The following is a 22,322-nucleotide window of genomic DNA, read 5'->3' as shown; positions in this document are numbered from 1 at the left end:
ACAAAACCTCCATCTATTTAATCCGTTGCAGCCACCTTGCAGCATCTTTCGCAAAATAAGTAATAATAATATCGGCGCCAGCACGTTTCAAACCAGTAAGCATCTCCATCGTCACCGCTTCTTCGTCTATCCATCCGTTTACAGCAGCTGCTTTGATCATTGAATATTCACCGCTTACGTTATACGCAACGATTGGAGCATTAAAGTTATTCTTCACATCTCTAATAATATCCATATAAGAAAGTGCTGGCTTTACAATTAGAAAATCTGCACCTTCCTCAATATCAGAATGTGCTTCCCTAAATGCTTCCATTCTGTTGGCAGGATCCATTTGATATGTTTTCCGATCGCCAAATTGCGGGGTGCTATTTGCCGCATCCCTGAATGGCCCATAAAAAGCGGATGAATATTTAACTGCATAAGACATAATTGGAATATTTTCAAATCCCGCTTCATCCAATCCCTCTCTAATTGCTGCAACAAATCCATCCATCATATTCGAAGGAGCAATTATATCGGCGCCAGCTTTAGCTTGACTAATTGCCGTTTTCACAAGTAATTCAAGGCTTTCGTCATTTAATACATAACCGTTTTCTACGACGCCGCAATGACCGTGGTCGGTATATTCACATAAACATGTATCCGCTACTACAAGGAGTTCAGGATAATGTTTTTTTACTTCCCTAGTTGCTTCCTGGACAATCCCATGATCATGGAAGGCCCCGGAACCACAATCATCCTTTTCTTTCGGAACTCCGAATAAAATGACAGATTTTATTCCAAGACTTACAATCTCATCCAGTTCCGCCTTCAATAGATCCAAGGAAAACTGAAAAACGCCTGGCATGGAAGAAATTTCATTCTTTTCATTTACACCTTCTACGATAAAAAGCGGATAAATAAAGTCTTCCACATGTATATGTGTTTCACGTACCATCGATCTAATATTTGCGGAATGACGTAATCTCCGGTGCCGTTTAAATTCAAGTTTACCCATTGCTAACATTCCCTTCCTTGGCCTGCTTGTTGAAAAACATACATATTTCATTAAACATATCATCAATTGTAAATTTTTCAGGACAAATATGTGTAGTGTAACCCGTTTGTTCAATCGTTCTTTTCGTTACCGTGCCGATTGCAGCATATAAAAGCTTTTTAGCGTGCGGTCCAAGATGGTGCTGATCTACTATTTTTAAAAAATGGTTGAATGTCGATGGGCTTGTAAAGGCAGCTACATCAAGCATATCCTCTTCTAAAAAAAGAATAAGTTTATCCGTTTCTCTTGTAGGATAATACGTTTCATATACTGTCCATTCATCTGCCGTAAATCCTCTTATCCTAAAACTTTCCGCTATAATATTACTTGCAAGATTACCTTTTGGAATCAATACTTTTTTCCCGGTTAGCCCTTGATTAAAAAATTCACGGGCAAAATCTTCAGCCGTATACACATTAGGCATAAAACGAGAAGGCAGGCGATAGCGACGCAGAGCTTCTTTCGTTTTTTCGCCAACAACTGCAAATTGGATATTGCCCTTATAGAGAATATGTTCTTCGATTTTGTCATTTATTTGTTGGAAAAAATATTGAACACCATTTTTACTAGTGAAAATAATCCACTCATATTGATTCATATTTTTAATAAAATAAGAGGCATTCTGATCATGATGGGCACGAAAATCAATAAGAGGAACCATGTGAGGGACCCCTCCCATTGATGCAACATCCATACAAAACTTTTCTCCTTGGTCGCCACCACGAGTAATGAGCACATGCTTGCCTTTTAACGGAAGCTCTTTGCTTTTCATTTCTCCAATTCGTCCTTCACTTGATCAATCAAATCCTTTGCTCCTTGATCAATTAAAAGTTTAGAAGCTTTTTCGCCTACTAATCTTGGTTCCCACCCGGTCACTGTTTCTTTGTACACTATTTTTCCATCAGGGGATGCGACAAGAGCTGTAAGCTCAATCTCATCATTATCTAAGATTCTTCCGAATCCCGCTATTGGCACTTGGCAACTTCCTTCCATTTCCTGCAAAAAGACACGTTCTGCTTCAACAGCCCGAGCTGTAATGTTAGATGTTAAATTTGCCAAATGTTCCAGCAACTCTACATCATCAGTACGGCATTCTATCCCTAATGCCCCTTGTCCAATTGCAGGCAGGCAATTCTGAGGCTCTAGAAATTCAGTGACAATATCTTGTTTCCACCCTACACGTGAAAGTCCAGCAGCAGCTAAGATAATAGCATCATAATCCTCTGTTTCAAGCTTACTCAAACGAGTTTCAATATTTCCGCGAATCCATTTAATTTCCAAATCAGGACGCATTGCTAAAATTTGAGCACTTCTTCTTAAGCTGCTCGTACCTACTTTAGCACCTGCTGGAAGATCCCTTAGCTTAATATGATTTTTTGAAATTAGCACGTCACGCGGGTCTTCCCTTTCAGGAATACAACCGATTACAAGACCATCTGGAAGAACAGCAGGCATATCTTTCATGCTGTGAACTGCCATATCAATTTCACCATCTATCATGGCTTGTTCAATTTCTTTAACAAAAAGTCCCTTTCCTCCCACTTTTGAAAGAGTGACGTCAAGAATTCGATCACCTTTCGTTACGATTTCTTTAATCTCAAATTCAAAAGGAGCACCTAGCTTTTCAAGCTGTTCACGGACCCAATTTGTTTGCGTTAATGCAAGCTTACTTCTTCTTGACCCAATGATGATTTTTCGCATGAAATGATCTCCTGCCTTTATATAAATTATAAAAGAAGTATAAACTTTTTAGGTTTATATTTTTGAATATAGGCTTTTGCTGTCTAGCTCCAGCGCCTATCGGCTAGCAAACTTCTTGTCCTTCTCGCTTGCGTAGTCAACATCGATTCGCCCTGCAGGCTCATCGTGTTTCCTTTATCTCAGTCGAATGCCCTGAAGTTTTACGCCGATGAGCAAGGCGTTTACGCTTTTCCTTTAAATTACTCATACCATATATGAAAATTTGATAATCGACTTATGAAAATAAAGTTAACTAATACAATAAGAAATGCTGCTGTATTCCATAAAGCGAGTGTCTTCCCATACATTTCCTTTTTTCTATATAAATATATGACTAGGCTGTAAACTAATAAAACGAAAAAGGAACCAATGATTTTTAGATCATACCATTGAAAGAATGAAAGTTTCATAAAAGCCCATTGTAAACCAAGGATTAGGCTTAAAAGCAGCAATGGAATCCCAATTAAGTTTAATACATAAGATATTTTTTCTAAATTAGCCAAATCACTCAAACGCCAAAGACGTTGTATCCATATCTTTCCCTTCAGCAATTTATACTGAAGCAAATAAAGCGCTGAAAACACAAAAGATAATGTAAAAGCTCCATAAGATAATATAGCCATTGTAATATGAATAAATAATAACTCTGAAATAAGCTGTCCTGCCATTGCCGACCGTTGGATAGGGGCAAACGCATGGATCGCCATAATCGTAAACCCAAGAATATTCGTAAAGAATATAGTGAAATCGACCTTTAAAATTCGATGGATCATAAGGGACAGCGTTATGAGTACCCAAGAATAAAAATAAAGGCCTTCAAATAATGTAAGAACAGGGAATCTTCCAGTTTCCAACATATATAAACATAAAAAAATTGTTTGAAGAATCCAAACAATCGAAAGAAGCAGGAAGGCAAGTCGATTTGCCTTCCGATTGTGTTCAAGAAAATCGAAAAAGTACAATAAAATCGATAAAGCATATATAACAATAACAATTTCCGGCAATCTCAACATCATCAGCTCTATCATTTCACACATCCTCTTATGATTGGAAAGTAGGAAGCGGGAAAGACACTAGATGTTTCTCTTGTTGTTCTGCTTGTCCACTACTCGAAGCTTCTAAATCAAATATTTGTTTAAAAAGAGCAATTTTTTCAGCTGCCATTGGTTCCCCTGAAAACTCTTTTACCTGTAAAATAGGATCCTTTAACAACTGGTTAATAATGCTTTTTGTATGCTTATTAATAATTTTCCGCTCACGGTCAGTTAAATTGGGTAATTTTCGCTCAATACTTTCCATCGTATTTTGTTGGATCGTGTTCGCTTTTTCACGCAATGCCGAGATGACAGGAACCACCCCGAGTGTATTAACCCATTCATTAAAGGAAGAAATTTCCGCTTCAATCATAACTATGATTTTATCAGCTGCTTTCTTTCTTTCCACCATATTGGCTTCAACAATTCCTTCAAGATCATCAATATCATATAAAAATGCAGTATCTAAATCGGAAACAGCTGGATCAATATCTCTAGGGACGGCAATATCCATAAGAAATAAAGGACGCCCTCTTCGAATTTTCTCCATATTGGCAAGCATAGTTTTATCGATGATGTAGCCATTTGCACCAGTAGAGCTAATGACAATATCCGCTTCTATCATCGCACATTGGAGCTCTGTAAGATTTTTGGCGTTTCCAGAAAACTGTTCTGCCAAAGACTGTGCTTTCTCAAATGTCCTATTTACAACAGTCACCTTTGTAGCACCGTTAGAATACAGATTTTTAATCGCAAGCTCGCCCATTTTTCCTGCACCAATGACAAGAACATGTTTATCCTTTAGATTACCAAACACTTTTTTAGCCAGTTCTACTGCGGCGTAACTTACAGAAACAGCATTGGCTCCTATATCTGTCTCAGAATGTGCACGCTTAGCCACAGTGATCGCTTGTTTTGCTAAATGATTAAAAATAGTGCCGGTAACTCCCTTTTCTTGGGCTATTAGGAAACTACTTCTAATTTGGCCAAGTATTTGGGTCTCTCCAAGAACCATTGAATTCAAACCGCAGGTTACTTTAAAAAGATGCTCTACGGCAGATTCATGTTCTTGAATATATAAATGGCCCACAAATTCTTCTTGATCAAGATTAAACCATTCTGATAAAAATTGTTTTATATAGTAGCGTCCAGTATGCAATTGGTCCACAACCGCGTATACTTCCGTACGATTACAAGTGGAAACAATCATATTTTCCAAAATACTTTTTTTGTTTTTTAATGTTGTCATGGCTAAAGGCAAGTCCGTTTCAGAAAAAGCAAGCCTTTCCCTAATTTCAACTGGAGCCGTCTTATAATTGAGTCCTACTACAATGATGTGCATTAAATTCTTGCACCTCCAGATTTATTGCTCTTATCGTCTATTATACCACGTCAGATTAGAAGAATTCTAAAAAGATGTGAACAGATCTTGAAAGGTGTGTTATATTTAAGACATGTTAAATATATTCTAATTCCTTATGTAACATAACAAATGAGTAGTAGAAATACAAGCTAACAGGACTGGTGTCAATATTTATGAAAAAAACATCTTATCTTTCAGGTGTCACGTTAATCGGATTTGGTATTTATTTTCTATTTCAACAATATCATTTTTCCCCTTTTCAAGGATTTTACACATGGCCTACACTTCTCGTCATCGTAGGAATTGGATTTCTTGCCAATGGATATTTTGGCAAGGATTATGAATCAATTCTCCCGGGCGTTATTTTAACTGGATTAGGATTTCATTTCCATATTGCTAATAAACTCGAAGCTTGGCCTGATCATGTTGGTATTTTTTTACTATTAATTGCAGTAGGTTTATTACTAAAATACGTGAAAACGGGGACAGGTCTTTTTCAAGGCTTGCTTTTCCTAACCATTTCAGCAATTTTACTTTTTTTTGAGAGATTAGTAGATTGGTCAGCCAATAAAGGACATAATATCGCCAGTATTAGCAACTTCCAGCCATACTTCTTTATTATTGTAGGAGCTTACTTATTATTTATAAAACGGAAAAAGTAACGGGTATCCGAGAATATTCTCATGATACCCGTTTTTAAATTCTAATCGCTGATAAACAAAGCGATTGCACTTATCTTACTTTGCTTAGATTACTTAATATATTCCATACATTATCTTTACCAAGGCCAGTTTCAGAGGAAAATACAACAATCTCATCATTTGGATCAAGATCAAGTGTTTCTTTCACGACTTTTTTATGTTTATCATATTTTCCTCGCGGAATTTTATCTGCTTTTGTTGCAACGACTATACATTTGAGGTCATAATGCTTTAGAAATTCATACATCATCACATCATCTTTTGTTGGAGGATGACGTAAATCAACAATCATTAGAACAGCCAGCAACTCTTCTCTTGATGTGAAATACGTTTCAATCATCTGCCCCCATGCTTCCCGCTCCCTTTTTGAAACCCTTGCATATCCATAGCCTGGAACATCGACAAAATAGAGGGATTCTTCTATTTTATAAAAATTTAGCGTTTGTGTTTTTCCAGGCTTCGATGAAGTTCTTGCCATGCTTTTTCTATTAATCATTTTATTTATAAATGATGATTTGCCTACATTCGATCTACCTGCGAGGGCAAACTCTGGAAGGCCCTCACTAGGATATTGCTCAGGTTTTACTGCACTAATTACAAGTTCTACTTGATGTACTTTCATATTTGCTCTCCTGTAAGTGCTGTTTTCAGCACCTCATCCATATGTGATACAGGAACAAATGTCAAATCACCACGAACACTTTCCGGAATATCATCAATATCCTTTTCGTTTTCTTTCGGTAATATGATGGTCGTTAATCCTGCTCTATGTGCACTTAATGTTTTTTCCTTTAATCCACCAATAGGCAACACTCTGCCTCGAAGTGTAATTTCCCCAGTCATTCCTATTTCCTTTCGGATTGGCCGACCTGTAAGAGCAGACACTAAAGCAGTAGCGATTGTAATCCCTGCTGAAGGACCATCCTTTGGAACAGCACCTTCTGGAACATGGATATGAATGTCACATGTTTCGTGAAAGTCTTTTTCCAGTTTTAATTCCTCTGCTTTTGAGCGAACATAGCTAAATGCTGCTTGAGCAGATTCCTTCATTACATCTCCTAATTTTCCAGTGAGGACAAGTTTTCCTTTTCCGGGGGCAAGTGAAACTTCAATTTGCAAAGTGTCTCCGCCAACTGCCGTATATGCTAGACCTGTTGCCACTCCAACTTGGTCCTCCAGCTCCGCCTGTCCATATGAGTATTTTTTCTTTCCAATGATCTCTTCTATATTGTCGCCAGTGACAATCACTCTTTTACGATCACCCGACACGATTATTTTGGCAGCTTTTCGACAAATAGATGCAAGTTGTCTTTCTAATTCACGAACACCGGCCTCACGAGTGTAATAACGAACTAATTGTTGTATCGAGCAATCTCTCATTTGCAGTTGGGTTTTAGTCAGCCCATGCTCACGAATTTGTTTTGGGAGTAAATGCTCTTTTGCAATATGAACCTTTTCCAATTCAGTATAGCCGGCAATTGTAATAATTTCCATTCGATCTCGCAAAGGTCCAGGTATCGTAGCTAAATCATTGGCGGTTGCTAAAAACATGACCTTTGAGAGATCATATGTTTCCTCTATATAATGGTCGCTAAACGTGCTATTTTGTGCAGGGTCAAGAACCTCTAACATAGCAGAAGAAGGGTCGCCGCGAAAATCATTCGACATTTTATCTATTTCATCTAATAAAAACACAGGATTAATCGTTTCCGCTTTTTTCATCCCTTGAATGATTCTACCTGGCATTGCTCCTACATATGTTCGTCTATGTCCACGAATTTCAGATTCATCCCTAACGCCGCCTAATGATATCCGTACAAAATTTCGCCCCATCGATTCTGCAATGGATCTAGCAAGACTTGTCTTACCAACTCCAGGAGGACCGACTAGACAAAGAATTGGACTTCTTAAAGATTTTGTTAGTTGCTGAACTGCTAAATATTCAAGTACTCGCTCTTTTACTTTTTCAAGCCCAAAATGATCACGTTCAAGTATTTTTTCCGCTTTCTGAATACTTAAATCATCTTTCGTTGCTTTTGTCCATGGCAAAGAAACGAGCCAATCAATATAAGTTCTTATTACCGAGCTTTCAGCGGAGGTGGAAGGGATTTTTTCATAGCGATCCAGCTCTTTAAAAGCTGTCTTTTTAGTATGTTCCGGCATATTCGCCGCTTCAATTTTTTCTGTTAAATCAGCTATCTCACCTGTTTTTCCTTCTTTATCTCCGAGTTCCTTTTGAATAGCTTTCATTTGCTCGCGCAAATAGTATTCTTTTTGCGTTCTTTCCATCGATTGCTTGACACGCTGACCAATTTTCTTTTCTAAATTCAGTACTTCTCTTTCATTATGAATGATCTTAATAATATTGCTAAGGCGTTGTTTTACATCAATAGTTTCTAGAATTTGTTGTTTATCCGGAAGTTTTAGCGGGAGATGGGAAGCGATAATATCCGCCATTCTTCCAGGTTCTTCAATATCAGCGACAGTCGCAAATGTTTCTGCTGTAATCTTTTTGGAAAGTTTTATATATTGTTCGAAATACTCAAGCATCGTTCTCATGAGTGCCTGTATTTCAATGTCTGGCTCAATTTCATCTTCAAACAGTTCTAATGTTGCCGCGTAATACGTTCCTTGGTTGCTTAAAGATGAAAATCTTGCACGTGTTAAGCCTTCAACTAGCACACGGATTGTCCCGTTTGGAAGTTTCAACATTTGCTTAACCTTCGTTAAGGTTCCCATTATATATATATCATCTTCATCTGGTTCATCAATGGACACATCTTTTTGTGTTGCTAAAAAAATCAAATGATCATTTAGCATTGCTTGCTCTAATGCTTGTACGGATTGCGCACGGCCAACATCTAAATGAAGCACCATTGTCGGGTACACAAGCATTCCTCGTAATGGCAGGAGAGGAACGAGCTGCTCGGTTTGTTTCTTCAAATCTACACCTCCATAATTGAAAAAGCCTGAGCGAAGCAGTCTACTTCGGTTATAGCATCATGAAAAGTCTTAAGAAGTAACTGAAAGCGCTCAAGCGAAAAAAATAAATACTTCCCTAGAGTCTTTTTTCAATTTTAGCCTATTGAGATGTACAATGTCGAGAAAGAGGCTTTGTTGAACATCATACGCTTTTTTTATTGTGTGAACTCAGCATACTTGTTGAGATTATTTCGTGATCCTGATGTTTCAATAATGCTTCTTCCAAAACGGTTTCTAGTTTTTTTACAGGAATGATTGTAATATCTTCAATTTCTTTTAAGCTGGACTGGTTGTTATCTGCAGGAATGATTACTGCTTTTGCACCGGCACTTTTTGCGGCTTTTACTTTCGAAAATACACCGCCAACAGGCTTTACATCACCATGTAGTCCGAGCTCACCTGTCATAGCAATCGTATTTTTCACTGGTATTTTATAAATGGCTGAATAAATGCCAACCGCCATGGCGATTCCAGCGGAAGGCCCATCAATTGGGACACCTCCTGGAAAATTAATATGTATATCATATTGATTTGCGGGTACTCCCATCGTCTTTAAAACAGTAATGACGTTCTCTACAGAGCCTCTAGCCATACTTTTTCTCTTCACAGATTTACCTTGACCATTAATGCTTTCTTCCTCAATAATTCCATTAATATTAATGGTCCCGTTATCAGACGGAAAAACCGTCACTTCAATATCAAGCAGCATTCCGCTATTTGGACCAGTAACTGCCAGCCCGTTCACAATGCCTACCTCTGAATTTTGTGAAATCATCTTTTCATATCTTGGAGTCAATTGACTTGAACGAATTACCCATTCTATATCTTCATCCCGAATATATTCCCTGTCTTCGGTAATGGCCAGTCCTGCAGCAATTTGCATCATATTAACGGCTTCACGTCCATTTCTCGCATAAGAAGATAAAATAGATAAACCGGAATCTTTAATATCCAATTGTATTTTATTCGTTGCATTTTTGGCTATTGCTATAATTTCACGCTGTTCTAAATCCTTGAAAAACACTTCCATACATCGTGACCTGATGGCAGGTGGGATTTCGTTAGGTGTTCTCGTTGTGGCACCAATAAGACGAAAATCTGCTGGTAAGCCTCTTTTGAAAATATCATGAATATGAGCAGGAATTTGTGAATTTTCTTCGCTATAATAAGCACTTTCTAAGAAAACTTTCCTATCTTCTAATACTTTTAATAATTTATTCATTTGTATGGGATGCAATTCCCCAATTTCATCGATGAAAAGGACCCCTCCATGCGCATTTGTAACTGCCCCTTGCTTTGGTTGTGGAATCCCTGCCTGCCCCATCGCTCCTGCCCCTTGGTAAATAGGATCGTGGACAGAACCGATTAATGGATCTGCAATTCCTCGTTCATCAAATCTTGCTGTTGTTGCGTCTAATTCTACAAAGATAGAGTCGGAACGAAAAGGAGAGCGTTGATTTCTCTTTGCTTCTTCAAGAACTAATCTTGCTGCTGCTGTTTTTCCAACCCCAGGAGGTCCATAAATTATGACATGCTGCGGATTTGGACCACAAAGCGCAGCCTTTAATGCTTTTATTCCATCTTGTTGACCGACAATATCGGAAAAGCTTGCCGGACGTACTCTTTCCGCTAATGGCTCAGACAAACGAATGCCTCGCATTTTTCTTAATTGTTCCATTTCCTTTTTTGATTCTTTATCAATAGTCACTTTTTGGGAACGCTGGTTTTTAAGTAAATTTAAAAAATACATTCCGATTACGATTCCAAAAAAAAGCTGTATCATCAAAACAAGCACTGTCCAATTCATCGGATTCCCTCCTAGAAACACTGATTCACATAGTGATTAGTATTTCCGTCACCGAATGGGAATAAACCGAGTTTTTGGCACTTCTAAAAAAATCCACAATCAAAAGTGGAGCTCAAATTCTAATATTAAGTCTGTTCCCGCATAAATTATTTTTTTAAAAAGAAAAAACAACTTATTTTGAACTGTAAGAAAACACGAAGACCAGTGGAATTAGCGGTTTAGGTTAAACCAAGTCCTTCTATATAGGGATTCCATGAAATACTGTTGAGTTACGCTTCAGGCGGACGCTTTCTTACCTGTAGTCAAGTATTTTTCCTAACTTATTTTGTTGGGAAATGAAATTTAAGAACGGATAATTATCAATAGGCTGTTTGCGCAAACTTTGTTGCTTTTAACTAAGTAATGCGGAAGCTTGATTTCCGCTACAGTTGCTCGCTTTCCGCGGGGCGGGCGGTGAGCCTCCTCGGCGTAAACGCCTGTGGGGTCTCACCTGTCCCACTAATCCCGCAGGAGTCTCGCACTTTCGCTCCAATCAACCTTCAACAGGTTTTGCTTAAAAGCAACAATCTCCTGGAAAAGAACCAATAAATAAAAATACGTATGCCAAATAGACTTATCGAAAATCTGTTTTTTCACAATGTCTTTTGTGCTATAGTGAGATTATCCTGTTACTAACTTGCTTAAGACAATTCGTAGTTATACAGGATGCCGTGTTGAATAAGGTGAAATGCGACTTTCAGGAACTTATTCACACATGCTATTACGGCAACCTTATGATGCTTGTTCTGAGGTTGCTTTTTTAATTGATCATAATAATCTACAATCCGATTCTGTGACCTTTTTCGTTGGGAGATCATCGTCATTATCATGAAAAACAGGAGTTTCCGCAGCCTTCTATTCCCGCGTTTATTAATCCGATCTTGATGCTGAAGCTTTCCGGATTGATACCGTTGAATATCAATTCCCGCATACGCATTCACTTGTTTATGGTTTTTAAAACGGTGAATATCCCCTAATTCAGCGATAATCTTGACGGCAGTCTGTGCTCCGATTCCCAGAAAAGATTTAAGTACTTGGAAATCGATCCGATCCCTGGAGAGATCCACCATTTGTTGAATCGTTTCTTTTTCCTGTTGTTTCAGTTCCACTAAGTTTGGAGGACTTTTTCATGCCCTATGGTAAGTTGAAGTGTATTTCAACTGTAAAGCAAAAGCAGCTAACTTTTGGAATACAGTTAATGGGATAACAAAAAACCTAGACTTCCTCTTGAAAGAGGTGTCTAGGTTCTTAAGGGTTATGCTGATGTTTTTTCTGTTCCTTTTATAATCGTTCCATCTTCAAGAACAAGCTTTGGTGGTTTGTTATTGACCACTGAATCTTTTGTAATGATACACTTTGCAATATCATCACGTGATGGCAACTCAAACATCACATCAAGCATTATTGTCTCAATAATGGAGCGAAGACCACGTGCACCCGTTTTTCTTTCAATCGCTTTTTTCGCAATTTCGTGAAGGGCCTCGTCTTCAAATTCAAGTTCTACATTATCAAGCTCGAGCATTTTTTGATATTGTTTAACAAGCGCATTTTTAGGCTTAGTTAAAATTTCAATTAATGCTTCTTCATCTAATTGTTCCAAACTTGCGATTACAGGCAAACGTCCGATAAATTCTGGAATCAAGCCAAATCGAAGTAAATCTTCTGGAAGGACTTTTGTTAGCAATCCTTTGCTGCTTACTTCTTCCTGCTTAACATCCGATCCAAATCCAATCACTTTTTGCCCTAATCTACGTTTAATAATTTGTTCTACACCATCAAAGGCACCACCACAAATGAACAAAATATTAGTCGTATCGATTTGAATAAATTCTTGATGAGGATGTTTGCGACCGCCTTGTGGAGGAACGCTCGCTACTGTTCCTTCTAAGATTTTCAATAAAGCTTGCTGAACTCCTTCTCCAGATACGTCACGTGTAATAGAAGGATTTTCAGATTTACGGGCAATCTTATCGATTTCATCGATATAAATAATTCCTCTTTCAGCCTTTTCAACGTCATAGTCAGCAGCTTGAATTAATTTAAGTAGAATATTTTCTACGTCCTCACCAACATAACCTGCTTCAGTTAAGGAAGTCGCGTCTGCAATGGCGAATGGCACATTAAGAATGCGCGCCAATGTTTGCGCAAGAAGCGTTTTTCCGCTTCCCGTAGGACCAATTAAACAAATGTTACTTTTCGCAAGCTCTACATCATCAATCTTACTGTTGGAATTAATCCTTTTATAATGATTATAAACAGCTACGGCGAGAGATTTTTTTGCTTGATCTTGGCCTATTACGTATTCCTTTAAAATTTCACGTATTTCAAGCGGCTTCGGTACGTCCTTAAATTCTACTTCCTCTTCAGTTCCAAGCTCTTCCTCGACTATTTCAGTACATAGCTCAATACATTCGTCACATATATATACACCAGGGCCGGCAACTAGTTTGCGGACCTGTTCTTGTGTTTTGCCACAAAAAGAACATTTAAGTTGCCCTTTTTCCTCATTAAATTTAAACATTGAATCTCACCCCTTTTAAAAGCTACAACTACTACATTTATCGAAATGTCAATAGTTATGTAATGCATTGTAACATATTATTCCGATTAATAACCATTAAAAGCATTCAAAAAACATCCATATTTATTCCAGTTATGTATTCACTTTGGATAAAACAAGGCACGAACATTACCGTGCCTTGTTTTATCCTGAGTCTTATATCTTATGTTAGTGTTAGTTATTATTATGCACCAGTTTTGCTGTTTTCAACAAGAAATTCAACTGCTTTTTGAACTTTTAGGTCCGCTTTTAAGTTATCCGCATTACCGCCAAGAAGTCTCTTAATTTCTTCAAGATCCATTTGGTAAGCTTCAGCCATTTTCTTCATTTCTTCGTTAACAGACTCTTCATCCACTTCAATATTTTCTGCCTTAGCGATAGCTTCCAATGTTAAGTTGGTACGCACACGCTTTTCAGCATCTTCTTTCATTTGAGCGCGCAAAGCATCCTCGTCTTGACCTGAGAACTGGAAGTAAAGTTCAAGATTCATTCCTTGCATTTGTAAACGTTGTTCAAATTCCTGAAGCATTCTATCAACTTCAGTTGATATCATGATTTCTGGAATTTCAACTTCAGCGTTTTCAGTTGCTTTCTCTACAACCTCGTCACGAAGTTTTTGCTCCGCTTCGTTTTTCTTACTCTCAGTTAAACGATTTTTAATGGATACTTTCAAATCTTCTAGAGTTTCTGCTTCTTCAGCAACATCTTTAGCAAACTCATCATCAAGTTCTGGCAGCTCTTTCGATTTTATTTCATGAACTTTCACCTTAAATACAGCTTGTTTTCCAGCTAATTCCTCTGCATGGTACTCTTCAGGGAACGTTACTTCAACATCTTTTTCCTCGCCAGCTTTTACACCAACCAACTGATCCTCGAACCCAGGGATAAATGAACCTGATCCAATTTCTAGGGAGTAATTTTCAGATTTACCTCCTTCAAATGGTTCACCATCAACATAGCCATCAAAGTCAATGACAACCGTATCTCCTTGAGCAACTTCGCCTTCTTCTTTTACGACAAGCTCAGCTTGGCGATCTTGAAGACTTTTTAGTTCAGCCTCAACATCTTCATCTGTAACATCAGTATTCATTTTTTCCGCTTCAAGACCTTTATATTCACCTAGCTTCACTTCAGGCTTAACTTGAACAGTCGCTTTGAAAATAAGTTCTTTTCCTTTTTCCATTTGCTCAATCTCGATGTCTGGGCGATCAATTGGCTCAATACCTGTTTCTTCAATCGCAGTTATGTATGCATCTGGCAAAATTGCATCAAGTGCATCTTGGTATAGACTTTCCACTCCGAAGCGTTGTTCAAACATTGATCTTGGAATTCTACCTTTACGAAAACCTGGAATATTTACTTGTTTGGACACTTTTTTAAATGCAACATCTAGACCGTTTGCTACTGTTTCAACATCTACTTCTACTGTTAAAACACCTTTATTTCCTTCTAGTTTTTCCCACTTTGCGCTCATATTCATTACCTCCAACAATATATAATCGTTTCTTAATTTTCCATTTTTAGAAACTGCCGTATGAAAAACCACTTTTGGATAATGTATCCGCAGTTCGGCATAACCATTATATTATACCACAGCTTAGTTCCTTTCAACAATTGTAGCTATATAATAGGTGAAGAAATTTCTTCTAAAGTTAATAAGTAGGAGAATGCATCAACCATTTCTTCACTATTGACACCGAAATTAATAGCAATTTTTTCTTTATCCCATTGTTCTCCATACAATTCATATCCCATACAGCGATAAGCAGCAGCCCATAATATTGGATCTGTCTTACTTAATTCAAATGGATAAAGAATAAAAGCGTGCCTACCGCTCATTTCTTTTAGCTGTTCTAACAATACTGGGTTGTGATCTCCTAAGTGGAATTCAAGATTATTATTAATAGCTACAAATAACGGCATATCATGAATTTGCAAAAGATTAGCTGGAATAAATTGACCTTCCAACTTTAACTTTTTTACATTTACGTTTTTTTCAATTTTATTTTCACGTAATACATTCAGCACAATCGTTTTTAGAAATGGATGAGTAGTATCGTCTGCAAGCATATTAATTAATGAATCCAAATAAGGATGAATATTTTTATCAACAAGACTACCTAATTGGATTGTTTGCTCATATAAGTCATTACTATTAAAAATACCTTGATCTATTGAAAATTCACCTGAAAAATCATGTTCGCTATTTTCAACAACTTTTTTACTTAATTGTAAAAGGGTTAAAAAATGCTCCGCTTTATGTGCTGGCACTTCTTTTTCGTCAAACAGAGCCTCGATTGTATCAATAACGTATTGATGTTCATTTAATTGAATGAGAATCATTAAATATACATCAATGATTTCATAATAATTACCAATACCTTCGCGCAGGACTTCTTCTGCAACTAATCTTGCTTCTGGATAGTCTCCGTTTTCGTATAAAGCTGCTAGAAAAGCTGAATTGATATGAGGATCTGTTTCACTCATTTCCTTTGCCTGACGGAGTAATTGTACAGCTTCATCAAAATTATGCGCTTCTAAACAAGCAATTCCTTTTTCAAAATATCTTTGTTTCAAACCTGGAAATGGTATTATTTTACCTGTATCTTGTTCACCTTGGTCTCGTTTCATGATAGTACCGCCCATCATAAATAATTGAAAATAGTTTAACAAATACAGGAAAAGAAAACAAATTCCTTCTTTTTTTAATTTTTCTATTGACTTTATTTCGCATCCTTCCTATAATGAAAAATGTCTTAATTAATTGTCCCAGTAGCTCAGCAGGATAGAGCAACAGCCTTCTAAGCTGTGGGTCGGGAGTTCGAATCTCTCCTGGGACGTACATAACAAACGCCAAACCTATTGATATTTATATAGGCTTGGCGTTTTTCTTTTATTTCATAACCATCTTATAAATTGTTTATGGGGCCGGATTGATTTTCTAAGAGAATTGATGGTTCCCACTCTTGAAGCTTTATCGCTATATTTTTGGAGCATTATTTCTAGATATTTCATCCTATTGTACTCATCATTATTCAATCGTGAACCACCTTACATATTTTTAAAATTATTGTTAACAATTTTAAAAAGAAGGGGTGAAAATAATGTTAAGTTTTTTGATTAGAATATTATTGTTTTCTTCGTGGTTAACTATTTTTTTTACTTCAAAAAAATCAGTGAAACGATACTTACCCGTTTCCATATTATCCTCTTTACTTACAATGATAATCGTTTTTGTTGGTAGCCATTTTAAGTTTTGGAAAATAAGAGGCGGTAAGAAAGCAGCGATTTCCACCTTACTATCTATCGTTTTGGGTGCCTTCCCGGTTGGGACAATATGGATTTTCAAATATACATATGGAAGGTTTTTGTTATATTTCTTTAGTAATTTTATAGTAAATTTTATCTATGCTTTTCCTATTATTTCACTTTTCAAAAAAGTAAATTTCATCAAATATATGAAATTTTCTCGTATTCACCATTTCATAGTAGCAATGATAATTTCTATTATCTTATACGGTTATCAATCATTTATCGGCAGTTCAAATTTATCAAATAAACATTCATGATTTTTTTTACTCTTGTTTTTAGACTAATTGTAACAACAGGAAAGGAGATATTTCCGTGAATAGGTGAAAGTAGTAAAGTGCACTTCCTTTGATATAATCCATACTGACAAATTATTTTTATATATCTTTTATGGCTCTGAAAGCATTTATACTTGCCGTAAAAGTGCTTTTTGCTTTTGAGGAGAGCAAAAGACTCTTTTAGTCTAATCACATGACCGGAATCCCGAAATTTGACTCCATTTCCGTACTTCTATTTCCATTTATTTTCTTGATTTTCTTGTATTTTGCGATAGATATTTCGAATCATACCCTCTACGTCTCCTGATACGTGGGTTCATCATCGATCGTGATTTATCTTTTCATTCTGGGCAGCTCCAAAGCTTTATCCGTTATCCACTGATTCTTTCTAAGCTTCAAAAACTAGTTCTTCTGATAGATCATCATGCTTAGCAATGAAAGTAGTGGGGCGGGAGTTCGATTTTCTCCTGGGACACAAAAAGAAAATCGCGGATAATTGTTGATCAACATTTATCCGCGATTTTTTAATTAAAAATAGAATTTAATATTGCTTTAGGCTTGCATCCAACTATCAGTTTCGTTCCATCTGAATATCCTTCTTCTCTTTCTTCAAGCTCTTTAATTAATTTTTTTCTTAGAAAAGTGATTTTTTCCTTATTTCTTTCATCATTAATTAAATTATTCAATTCCTTCGGATCCTCTTCAAGATTAAAATATTGCTCTTCACCTGTTTGAGAATACCAAATATATTTTTCTTTTCCATTTACGATAAAATGATGTGATAAATCGCCATATGTATGTTCTCCATGTAAATATTCTCTCCAGTAAGTATCTTTTTCCTTAGCTAAAGGAATCACACTTTTTCCTTCTACTGTTTCAGGAATTTTTATTTCTGCTGCATCGAGTAAGGTTGGCATAATATCTCTAAGTTCAACAACTTTGTCACAAGTGGTACCTTTTTTTATTCCTAAAAGATCACCAGGATCAGAAAGAATGAAAGGTATTTTAGCACTGCCTTCATATGCAAGAGATTTTGCTAAAAAGTTATGGTCTCCAAGAAGTTCACCATGATCCGAAACAAATAAAATGACAGTATTATGATAAAGTTGGTATTCAATTAAGGACTGCATAAATCTACCTACTTGATCATCAATATGAGAAATTAATGCATAATAAGCCGCTCTAGCCCTTTTAAGCCGTTGTTTTGGTATGTTCCTCTTCTTGATGTTGGAAGCAATCCTTCCCCGCTATCTTCGCTATTAGCCCAATTTCCTATAACCGGCTCGTCTATTTCCATATTCATATAATAATCAAAATAAGACTGTGGAGGATCAAAAGGTGGATGAGGTCGGACGAATGACATTTTTAAGAAAAATGGCTTCCCTAGATCACGGCGCCTTAAAAAGTCAATAGATTGAGTGACTACCCAATTTGTCGGGTGGTATTCTTCCGGTAAATGCCATGGACGACTCATGGCCGATGCATTACAATCCAATCCAATATCTGTTAAATCTCTATGCCCGCCAAGACGCTCCCTTAACCATGGCAAATAATCATCGGTCTGTTCAAAAGACTCCTGATACGATGTGTTTTTAAAACGGCTGTGATGTAAATATCCATCGTGAAGTACAACATTATGGAACCCGCATAAATTCCGAGAAGGATAGACATGCATTTTCCCCACACATTGTGTATGGTACCCAGCTTTACTCATTTCCTCAGGAAGCATATGTGGGTAACTCCATGAAACTTGATCCTGATAACCAACCCTTCCGTGTAATTTTTGAGACATTCCCGTTAATACTGCTGCACGTGCTGGAATACAGGTTGGTGTAGCAGAGTAAGCGTTTGTAAATCTTACACCTTCATAAGCCAGCTGATCTAGATTAGGTGTTTCTACAATTGGATGTTGTGCTGCACTCAAACAATCAAACCGCATTTGGTCTACCATAATCATTAAAATATTTGGTTTCATTCTATTCTCCTTATCTCATTTTCTATTATTATAATACTTTTTACCAAAATGGACAAAAGTATGATAGTATTAAATTAATGACATTAAACTAAGGTGATAGATATATGAGTCCAAATTGGAAGTTAATCTTGCAAATCTTTTTGACATTTTTAAAAATAGGACCCATTACTTTCGGTGGTGGTTATGCAATGATTCCAATGATCGAGAGAGAGGTTGTCTCTAAAAAAAAGTGGTTACAAAGCAATGATGTCGCGGATATATTTGCCATTGCAGGCTCAGCTCCGGGAGCAATTGCTATTAATGCAGCTGTATTTATCGGTTATCGCATCGCAAAAATAAAAGGAGCTTTTTCGGCACTTTTAGGAATTCTACTTCCCACCTTTACGATTGTTATAATATTAAGCATTGCCTTTATTTATGTTAGAGGGAATCCAGTTATAGATGCAGCCTTTCAAGGAATTCGTCCTGCCATCGTAGCATTAATAGCCTTTGCGGCTTATAAAATCGGAAAAACCGCTCTTTATGACAAAACAACTATTCTCGCAGCAATCTTAACTCTTGCTGCCTTGTTTTACCTAAATATCCATCCAGCAATTATCATATTAAATGGTCTTGTGACAGGCATTGTTCTCGTAAAAGTAAAAAGTAAATTAGGATTTACGACAAAATTAGAAAAAGAAGAAAAGGTAAAAACTAAGAAAATTTTCCTACCTAAATAACTCCAGGCGGTGACATCATTGATCCTAATAGATTTATTTTTAACATTTTTGAAGATTGGTTTAGTCTCTTTTGGGGGAGGATATGCAATGATTCCCGTTATAGAGGCAGAAGTTGTCAATAAACATGGATGGATGACAACACAGGAATTTACAGATGTAATTGCTGTCGCTAGCATGTCCCCGGGACCAATCGCAACGAATAGTGCTATATTCGTCGGATATAACACAGCGGGATTAGCTGGGGCTATTATTTCTACTTCAGGCTCTGTGCTTCCCTCAATCATTATCATTTTAATAATAGCCATGTTTTTCTATCAATTGCACGAACATAAATTAGTGAAATCAGCTTTTTATGGACTGCGTCCTATCATTACCGGGCTTATTTTATATGCTGCAATTCGGTTTGCAATTTCAAACAACATCATTGGTGCTATTTCAGTTCATACGATCACTCTTTTTGCGATTTTCAGTATATCTCTATTTGCGTTAATTCGACTAAAAATGAATCCAATTCTTGTTATTTTTTTCTCTGGAATTGCTGGTATTATATTCTTTACTTAACCTATTAATTGAAGGTGATACTTTTGCACATGAAAGATTTTCTTGAGGAAGATTCGACAAAATCTCATACTCTTAAAAAATTATATTATCTTATTTATGCGCACGGTCCTATAAGTAAAGCAGATTTACAAATGATGACCAATCTTAGGCATACGACATTGGTCAGAATGATTGACGAACTATTATCAAATCATTTTATTTATGAAAGTGGACGGGGAATATCAAGTGGCGGAAGGCCTCCGGTTTTATATGAAATCGTACACAATCGCGCCTTTCTTATTGGAATTGATCTTTCACGAACTCATACCACGATTGCATTGCTTGATTTAAAATTATCAATGATAGAAAAAGTTTCATTTCCTATGACTCAATCACATTCCCCCGAAATTATCATAGAGAAAATGATTAATACAATAAAACAGTTTATACATATCCATAAATTAAAAAATGATGATTTAATTGGAATTGGCATCGGTTCTGTAGGACCCTTAGATCGGAAACAAGGTATAATCTTAAATCCAGATTCTTTTCCAAGTAGTGGCTGGAATCGAATACCAATCACCCGTACATTAGAAAACGAATTTAATGTAAAGGTTATACTAGAGAACGGAGCAAATACGGCGGCTTTCGGAGAAAACAAATATTTATCTGTTCAAGACCAAGATATTTTATATTGTATAAGTGGTGTTGGATTACGTTGCGGAATGCTTGTCAATGGGCATGCAGTACAAAATAAAACAGGTGTCGCAAGTTCCTTTGGCCATATGATTGTTGATATTGATGGCAGAGAATGTATATGCGGTAAAAAAGGTTGTTTACTTGCATATACTTCTCTTGAATCTATGAAAAAACAAATAAATGAACGAATCTCTGCGGGAGAGAATTCGACATTATTACAATCAGAAAATCTTACTTTTAAACATTTGATTCACGCTGTAGAATTAGGCAATAAAGTAGTTGAAGGCGTTATAATGGATTCCGCTTATTATTACGGAATTGGTGTGGCAAATATGATCAATTTTATGAATCCGGATCATGTTCTGTTCAATGGCCCCCTCATATATGCGTATCCGCCTTATTATGAAAAAATAATAAGGACAGCAAAAAAGTACATGTTTAATGCGTATGAAAATACGGTTTCCTTTAGCAAAGGGGTTTTAAAGGAGGATGCCGTTCCAGTTGGAGCAGCAGCGCTTCTCTTCAACTCATTTTTTTCAGATAACTAATTTTATCACTGGAGGAGAATTTTTATGAAATCCTGCTGTTCCGTATCAAGAGGATCAAATATAAGCGAACTGCAAACTGAGAGTATAGAAAAGGTGAATTCCTCTTTTTCTAAGAAAGATATGGTCCTAATTAAAGGTGGAGAATTTCTGATGGGAACGAATGATTCCGATGGATTTCCAGCGGATGGAGAAGGTCCTATTAGAAAAGTAACAGTTGATTCTTTTTATATGGATAAATACGCAGTTACGAATGAACAGTTTATGCAATTTGTAAATGATACAAATTATATAACCGAGGCGGAACGTTTTGGCTGGTCTTTCGTATTTCATCTTTTCTGTTCAAAAGAAACATTGAAAAATAATCCACAGCGAGTAGCAGGAGTACCATGGTGGGTTGCTGTCAAGGGAGCTTATTGGAAACAACCGGAAGGTCCTGGCTCTAACATTAAGGATCGCTTAAACCACCCAGTCATTCATGTTAGTTGGAATGATGCAATTGCTTTTTGTAATTGGAGTGGAAAACGTCTGCCTACAGAAGCAGAATGGGAATATGCTGCACGCGGTGGATTAGAGCAAAAGAAATACGCATGGGGAGACGACTTAATTGTCAGTGGAAAGCACCAATGCAATATTTGGCAAGGGGAATTCCCAATAAAAAATACGAAACGTGATGGATATATCGGGACATGCCCAGTTAAAACATATCTCCCAAATGGATTTGGACTATACAATGTTGCCGGAAATGTTTGGGAATGGTGTGAAGATTGGTTTAGCCCTAATTATCATAAAAGCGATGTGACGGTTAATCCAACTGGACCAAAAACGGGAACGAATAAATCAGTACGAGGCGGATCTTATTTATGCCATAAATCATATTGCAATCGTTATCGAGTTGCAGCAAGAAGTTCGAATACTCCTGATAGCTCCACAGGAAATATGGGTTTTCGCTGCGTTGCGGATATTTGATTGAATTAATAAGGAGATATGCAAAA

General features: G+C 36.8%; 20 protein-coding genes and 1 tRNA gene. 6 read left to right on the top strand and 15 right to left on the bottom strand.

Going from position 1 to position 22,322, the window contains the following annotated elements:
* Nucleotides 1–13: 13 nt before the first annotated feature.
* The 5 genes from hemB to hemA form a co-directional block, all read right to left on the bottom strand.
* Nucleotides 14–997, bottom strand: coding sequence for a porphobilinogen synthase (gene hemB, locus KHA96_RS01510; RefSeq protein WP_213127532.1), 984 nt, complete (start codon nt 995–997; stop codon nt 14–16).
* On the bottom strand, nt 990–1,808 hold the full coding sequence (locus KHA96_RS01505; protein ID WP_213127531.1) for a uroporphyrinogen-III synthase: 819 nt from the start codon (nt 1,806–1,808) through the stop codon (nt 990–992). The genes hemB and KHA96_RS01505 overlap by 8 nt, the downstream gene beginning before the upstream one ends.
* A complete protein-coding gene (hemC, locus tag KHA96_RS01500) occupies nt 1,805–2,737 on the bottom strand; it encodes a hydroxymethylbilane synthase (protein ID WP_213127530.1) in 933 nt (310 codons plus the stop codon). Before hemC ends, KHA96_RS01505 begins: the two co-directional genes overlap by 4 nt.
* Nucleotides 2,738–2,976: 239 nt before the next feature.
* Nucleotides 2,977–3,804 (bottom strand): cytochrome c biogenesis protein CcsA, encoded by an 828-nt coding sequence (ccsA, locus tag KHA96_RS01495; RefSeq protein ID WP_213127529.1) that lies wholly within the window; start codon nt 3,802–3,804, stop codon nt 2,977–2,979.
* 13 nt (nt 3,805–3,817) lie between these two features.
* Nucleotides 3,818–5,152: a glutamyl-tRNA reductase gene (gene hemA, locus KHA96_RS01490; protein ID WP_213127528.1), complete on the bottom strand. Its 1,335-nt coding sequence runs from the start codon at nt 5,150–5,152 to the stop codon at nt 3,818–3,820.
* A gap of 194 nt (nt 5,153–5,346) precedes the next feature.
* Here hemA and KHA96_RS01485 point away from each other — a divergent pair, with 194 nt between their 5' ends.
* Nucleotides 5,347–5,835 carry a LiaI-LiaF-like domain-containing protein gene (locus tag KHA96_RS01485; protein ID WP_213127527.1) on the top strand — a complete coding sequence of 163 codons (489 nt, stop codon included), beginning with the start codon at nt 5,347–5,349 and terminating at the stop codon, nt 5,833–5,835.
* Nucleotides 5,836–5,905: 70 nt separating this feature from the next.
* Here KHA96_RS01485 and yihA read toward each other — a convergent pair whose 3' ends face one another.
* The 7 genes from yihA to KHA96_RS01450 all read right to left on the bottom strand — a co-directional run bounded on the left by yihA (nt 5,906) and on the right by KHA96_RS01450 (nt 15,893).
* A complete protein-coding gene (yihA, locus tag KHA96_RS01480; protein WP_213127526.1) occupies nt 5,906–6,496 on the bottom strand; it encodes a ribosome biogenesis GTP-binding protein YihA/YsxC in 591 nt (196 codons plus the stop codon).
* Nucleotides 6,493–8,769 (bottom strand): endopeptidase La, encoded by a 2,277-nt coding sequence (gene lon / locus KHA96_RS01475; RefSeq protein ID WP_481748216.1) that lies wholly within the window; start codon nt 8,767–8,769, stop codon nt 6,493–6,495. The genes yihA and lon overlap by 4 nt, the downstream gene beginning before the upstream one ends.
* A 229-nt stretch (nt 8,770–8,998) precedes the next feature.
* On the bottom strand, nt 8,999–10,663 hold the full coding sequence (gene lonB / locus KHA96_RS01470; RefSeq protein WP_213127524.1) for an ATP-dependent protease LonB: 1,665 nt from the start codon (nt 10,661–10,663) through the stop codon (nt 8,999–9,001).
* A 680-nt stretch (nt 10,664–11,343) separates the two neighbouring features.
* Nucleotides 11,344–11,811 carry a transposase gene (locus KHA96_RS01465; protein WP_349305639.1) on the bottom strand — a complete coding sequence of 156 codons (468 nt, stop codon included), beginning with the start codon at nt 11,809–11,811 and terminating at the stop codon, nt 11,344–11,346.
* Nucleotides 11,812–11,957: 146 nt separating this feature from the next.
* Nucleotides 11,958–13,223, bottom strand: a complete 1,266-nt coding sequence (clpX, locus tag KHA96_RS01460; protein WP_213127523.1) for an ATP-dependent protease ATP-binding subunit ClpX — start codon at nt 13,221–13,223, stop codon at nt 11,958–11,960.
* A 223-nt stretch (nt 13,224–13,446) separates the two neighbouring features.
* Complete coding sequence (tig, locus tag KHA96_RS01455; protein WP_213127522.1) at nt 13,447–14,736, bottom strand: trigger factor; 1,290 nt, start codon at nt 14,734–14,736, stop codon at nt 13,447–13,449.
* Between the two features lie 146 nt (nt 14,737–14,882).
* Complete coding sequence (locus KHA96_RS01450) at nt 14,883–15,893, bottom strand: tetratricopeptide repeat protein (RefSeq protein WP_213127521.1); 1,011 nt, start codon at nt 15,891–15,893, stop codon at nt 14,883–14,885.
* 135 nt (nt 15,894–16,028) lie between these two features.
* On the opposite strand from KHA96_RS01450, the gene KHA96_RS01445 reads away from it, so the two are divergent.
* Nucleotides 16,029–16,102 (top strand) — tRNA-Arg (locus KHA96_RS01445).
* Nucleotides 16,103–16,344: 242 nt separating this feature from the next.
* Here KHA96_RS01445 and KHA96_RS01440 read toward each other — a convergent pair.
* The 3 genes from KHA96_RS01440 to KHA96_RS23330 form a co-directional block, all read right to left on the bottom strand.
* Nucleotides 16,345–16,557, bottom strand: a complete 213-nt coding sequence (locus KHA96_RS01440) for a hypothetical protein (protein WP_213127520.1) — start codon at nt 16,555–16,557, stop codon at nt 16,345–16,347.
* Nucleotides 16,558–17,373: 816 nt separating this feature from the next.
* Nucleotides 17,374–18,003 carry a sulfatase/phosphatase domain-containing protein gene (locus KHA96_RS23335; RefSeq protein WP_349305705.1) on the bottom strand — a complete coding sequence of 210 codons (630 nt, stop codon included), beginning with the start codon at nt 18,001–18,003 and terminating at the stop codon, nt 17,374–17,376.
* 8 nt (nt 18,004–18,011) lie between these two features.
* Nucleotides 18,012–18,824 carry a sulfatase-like hydrolase/transferase gene (locus KHA96_RS23330; RefSeq protein WP_349305638.1) on the bottom strand — a complete coding sequence of 271 codons (813 nt, stop codon included), beginning with the start codon at nt 18,822–18,824 and terminating at the stop codon, nt 18,012–18,014.
* A 104-nt stretch (nt 18,825–18,928) separates the two neighbouring features.
* On the opposite strand from KHA96_RS23330, the gene KHA96_RS01430 reads away from it, so the two are divergent.
* The 4 genes from KHA96_RS01430 to KHA96_RS01415 are packed head-to-tail and all read left to right on the top strand — an operon-like array spanning nt 18,929 to nt 22,296.
* Nucleotides 18,929–19,543 (top strand): chromate transporter, encoded by a 615-nt coding sequence (locus tag KHA96_RS01430; protein ID WP_213127519.1) that lies wholly within the window; start codon nt 18,929–18,931, stop codon nt 19,541–19,543.
* Between the two features lie 9 nt (nt 19,544–19,552).
* Nucleotides 19,553–20,104 (top strand): chromate transporter, encoded by a 552-nt coding sequence (locus KHA96_RS01425; protein ID WP_349305637.1) that lies wholly within the window; start codon nt 19,553–19,555, stop codon nt 20,102–20,104.
* A 29-nt stretch (nt 20,105–20,133) separates the two neighbouring features.
* Nucleotides 20,134–21,330 (top strand): ROK family transcriptional regulator, encoded by a 1,197-nt coding sequence (locus KHA96_RS01420; RefSeq protein ID WP_213127517.1) that lies wholly within the window; start codon nt 20,134–20,136, stop codon nt 21,328–21,330.
* Nucleotides 21,331–21,354: 24 nt separating this feature from the next.
* Entirely contained in the window at nt 21,355–22,296 is a 942-nt protein-coding gene (locus KHA96_RS01415; RefSeq protein ID WP_213127516.1) for a formylglycine-generating enzyme family protein, read from the top strand.
* Nucleotides 22,297–22,322 lie beyond the last annotated feature (26 nt).

The sequence above is a fragment of the Bacillus sp. FJAT-49711 genome (assembly GCF_018343715.1).
In the GTDB taxonomy this organism is placed as follows: Bacteria; Bacillota; Bacilli; order Bacillales; family Bacillaceae_C; genus Lederbergia.
This window is presented reverse-complemented; position numbering and strand designations above follow the sequence as displayed.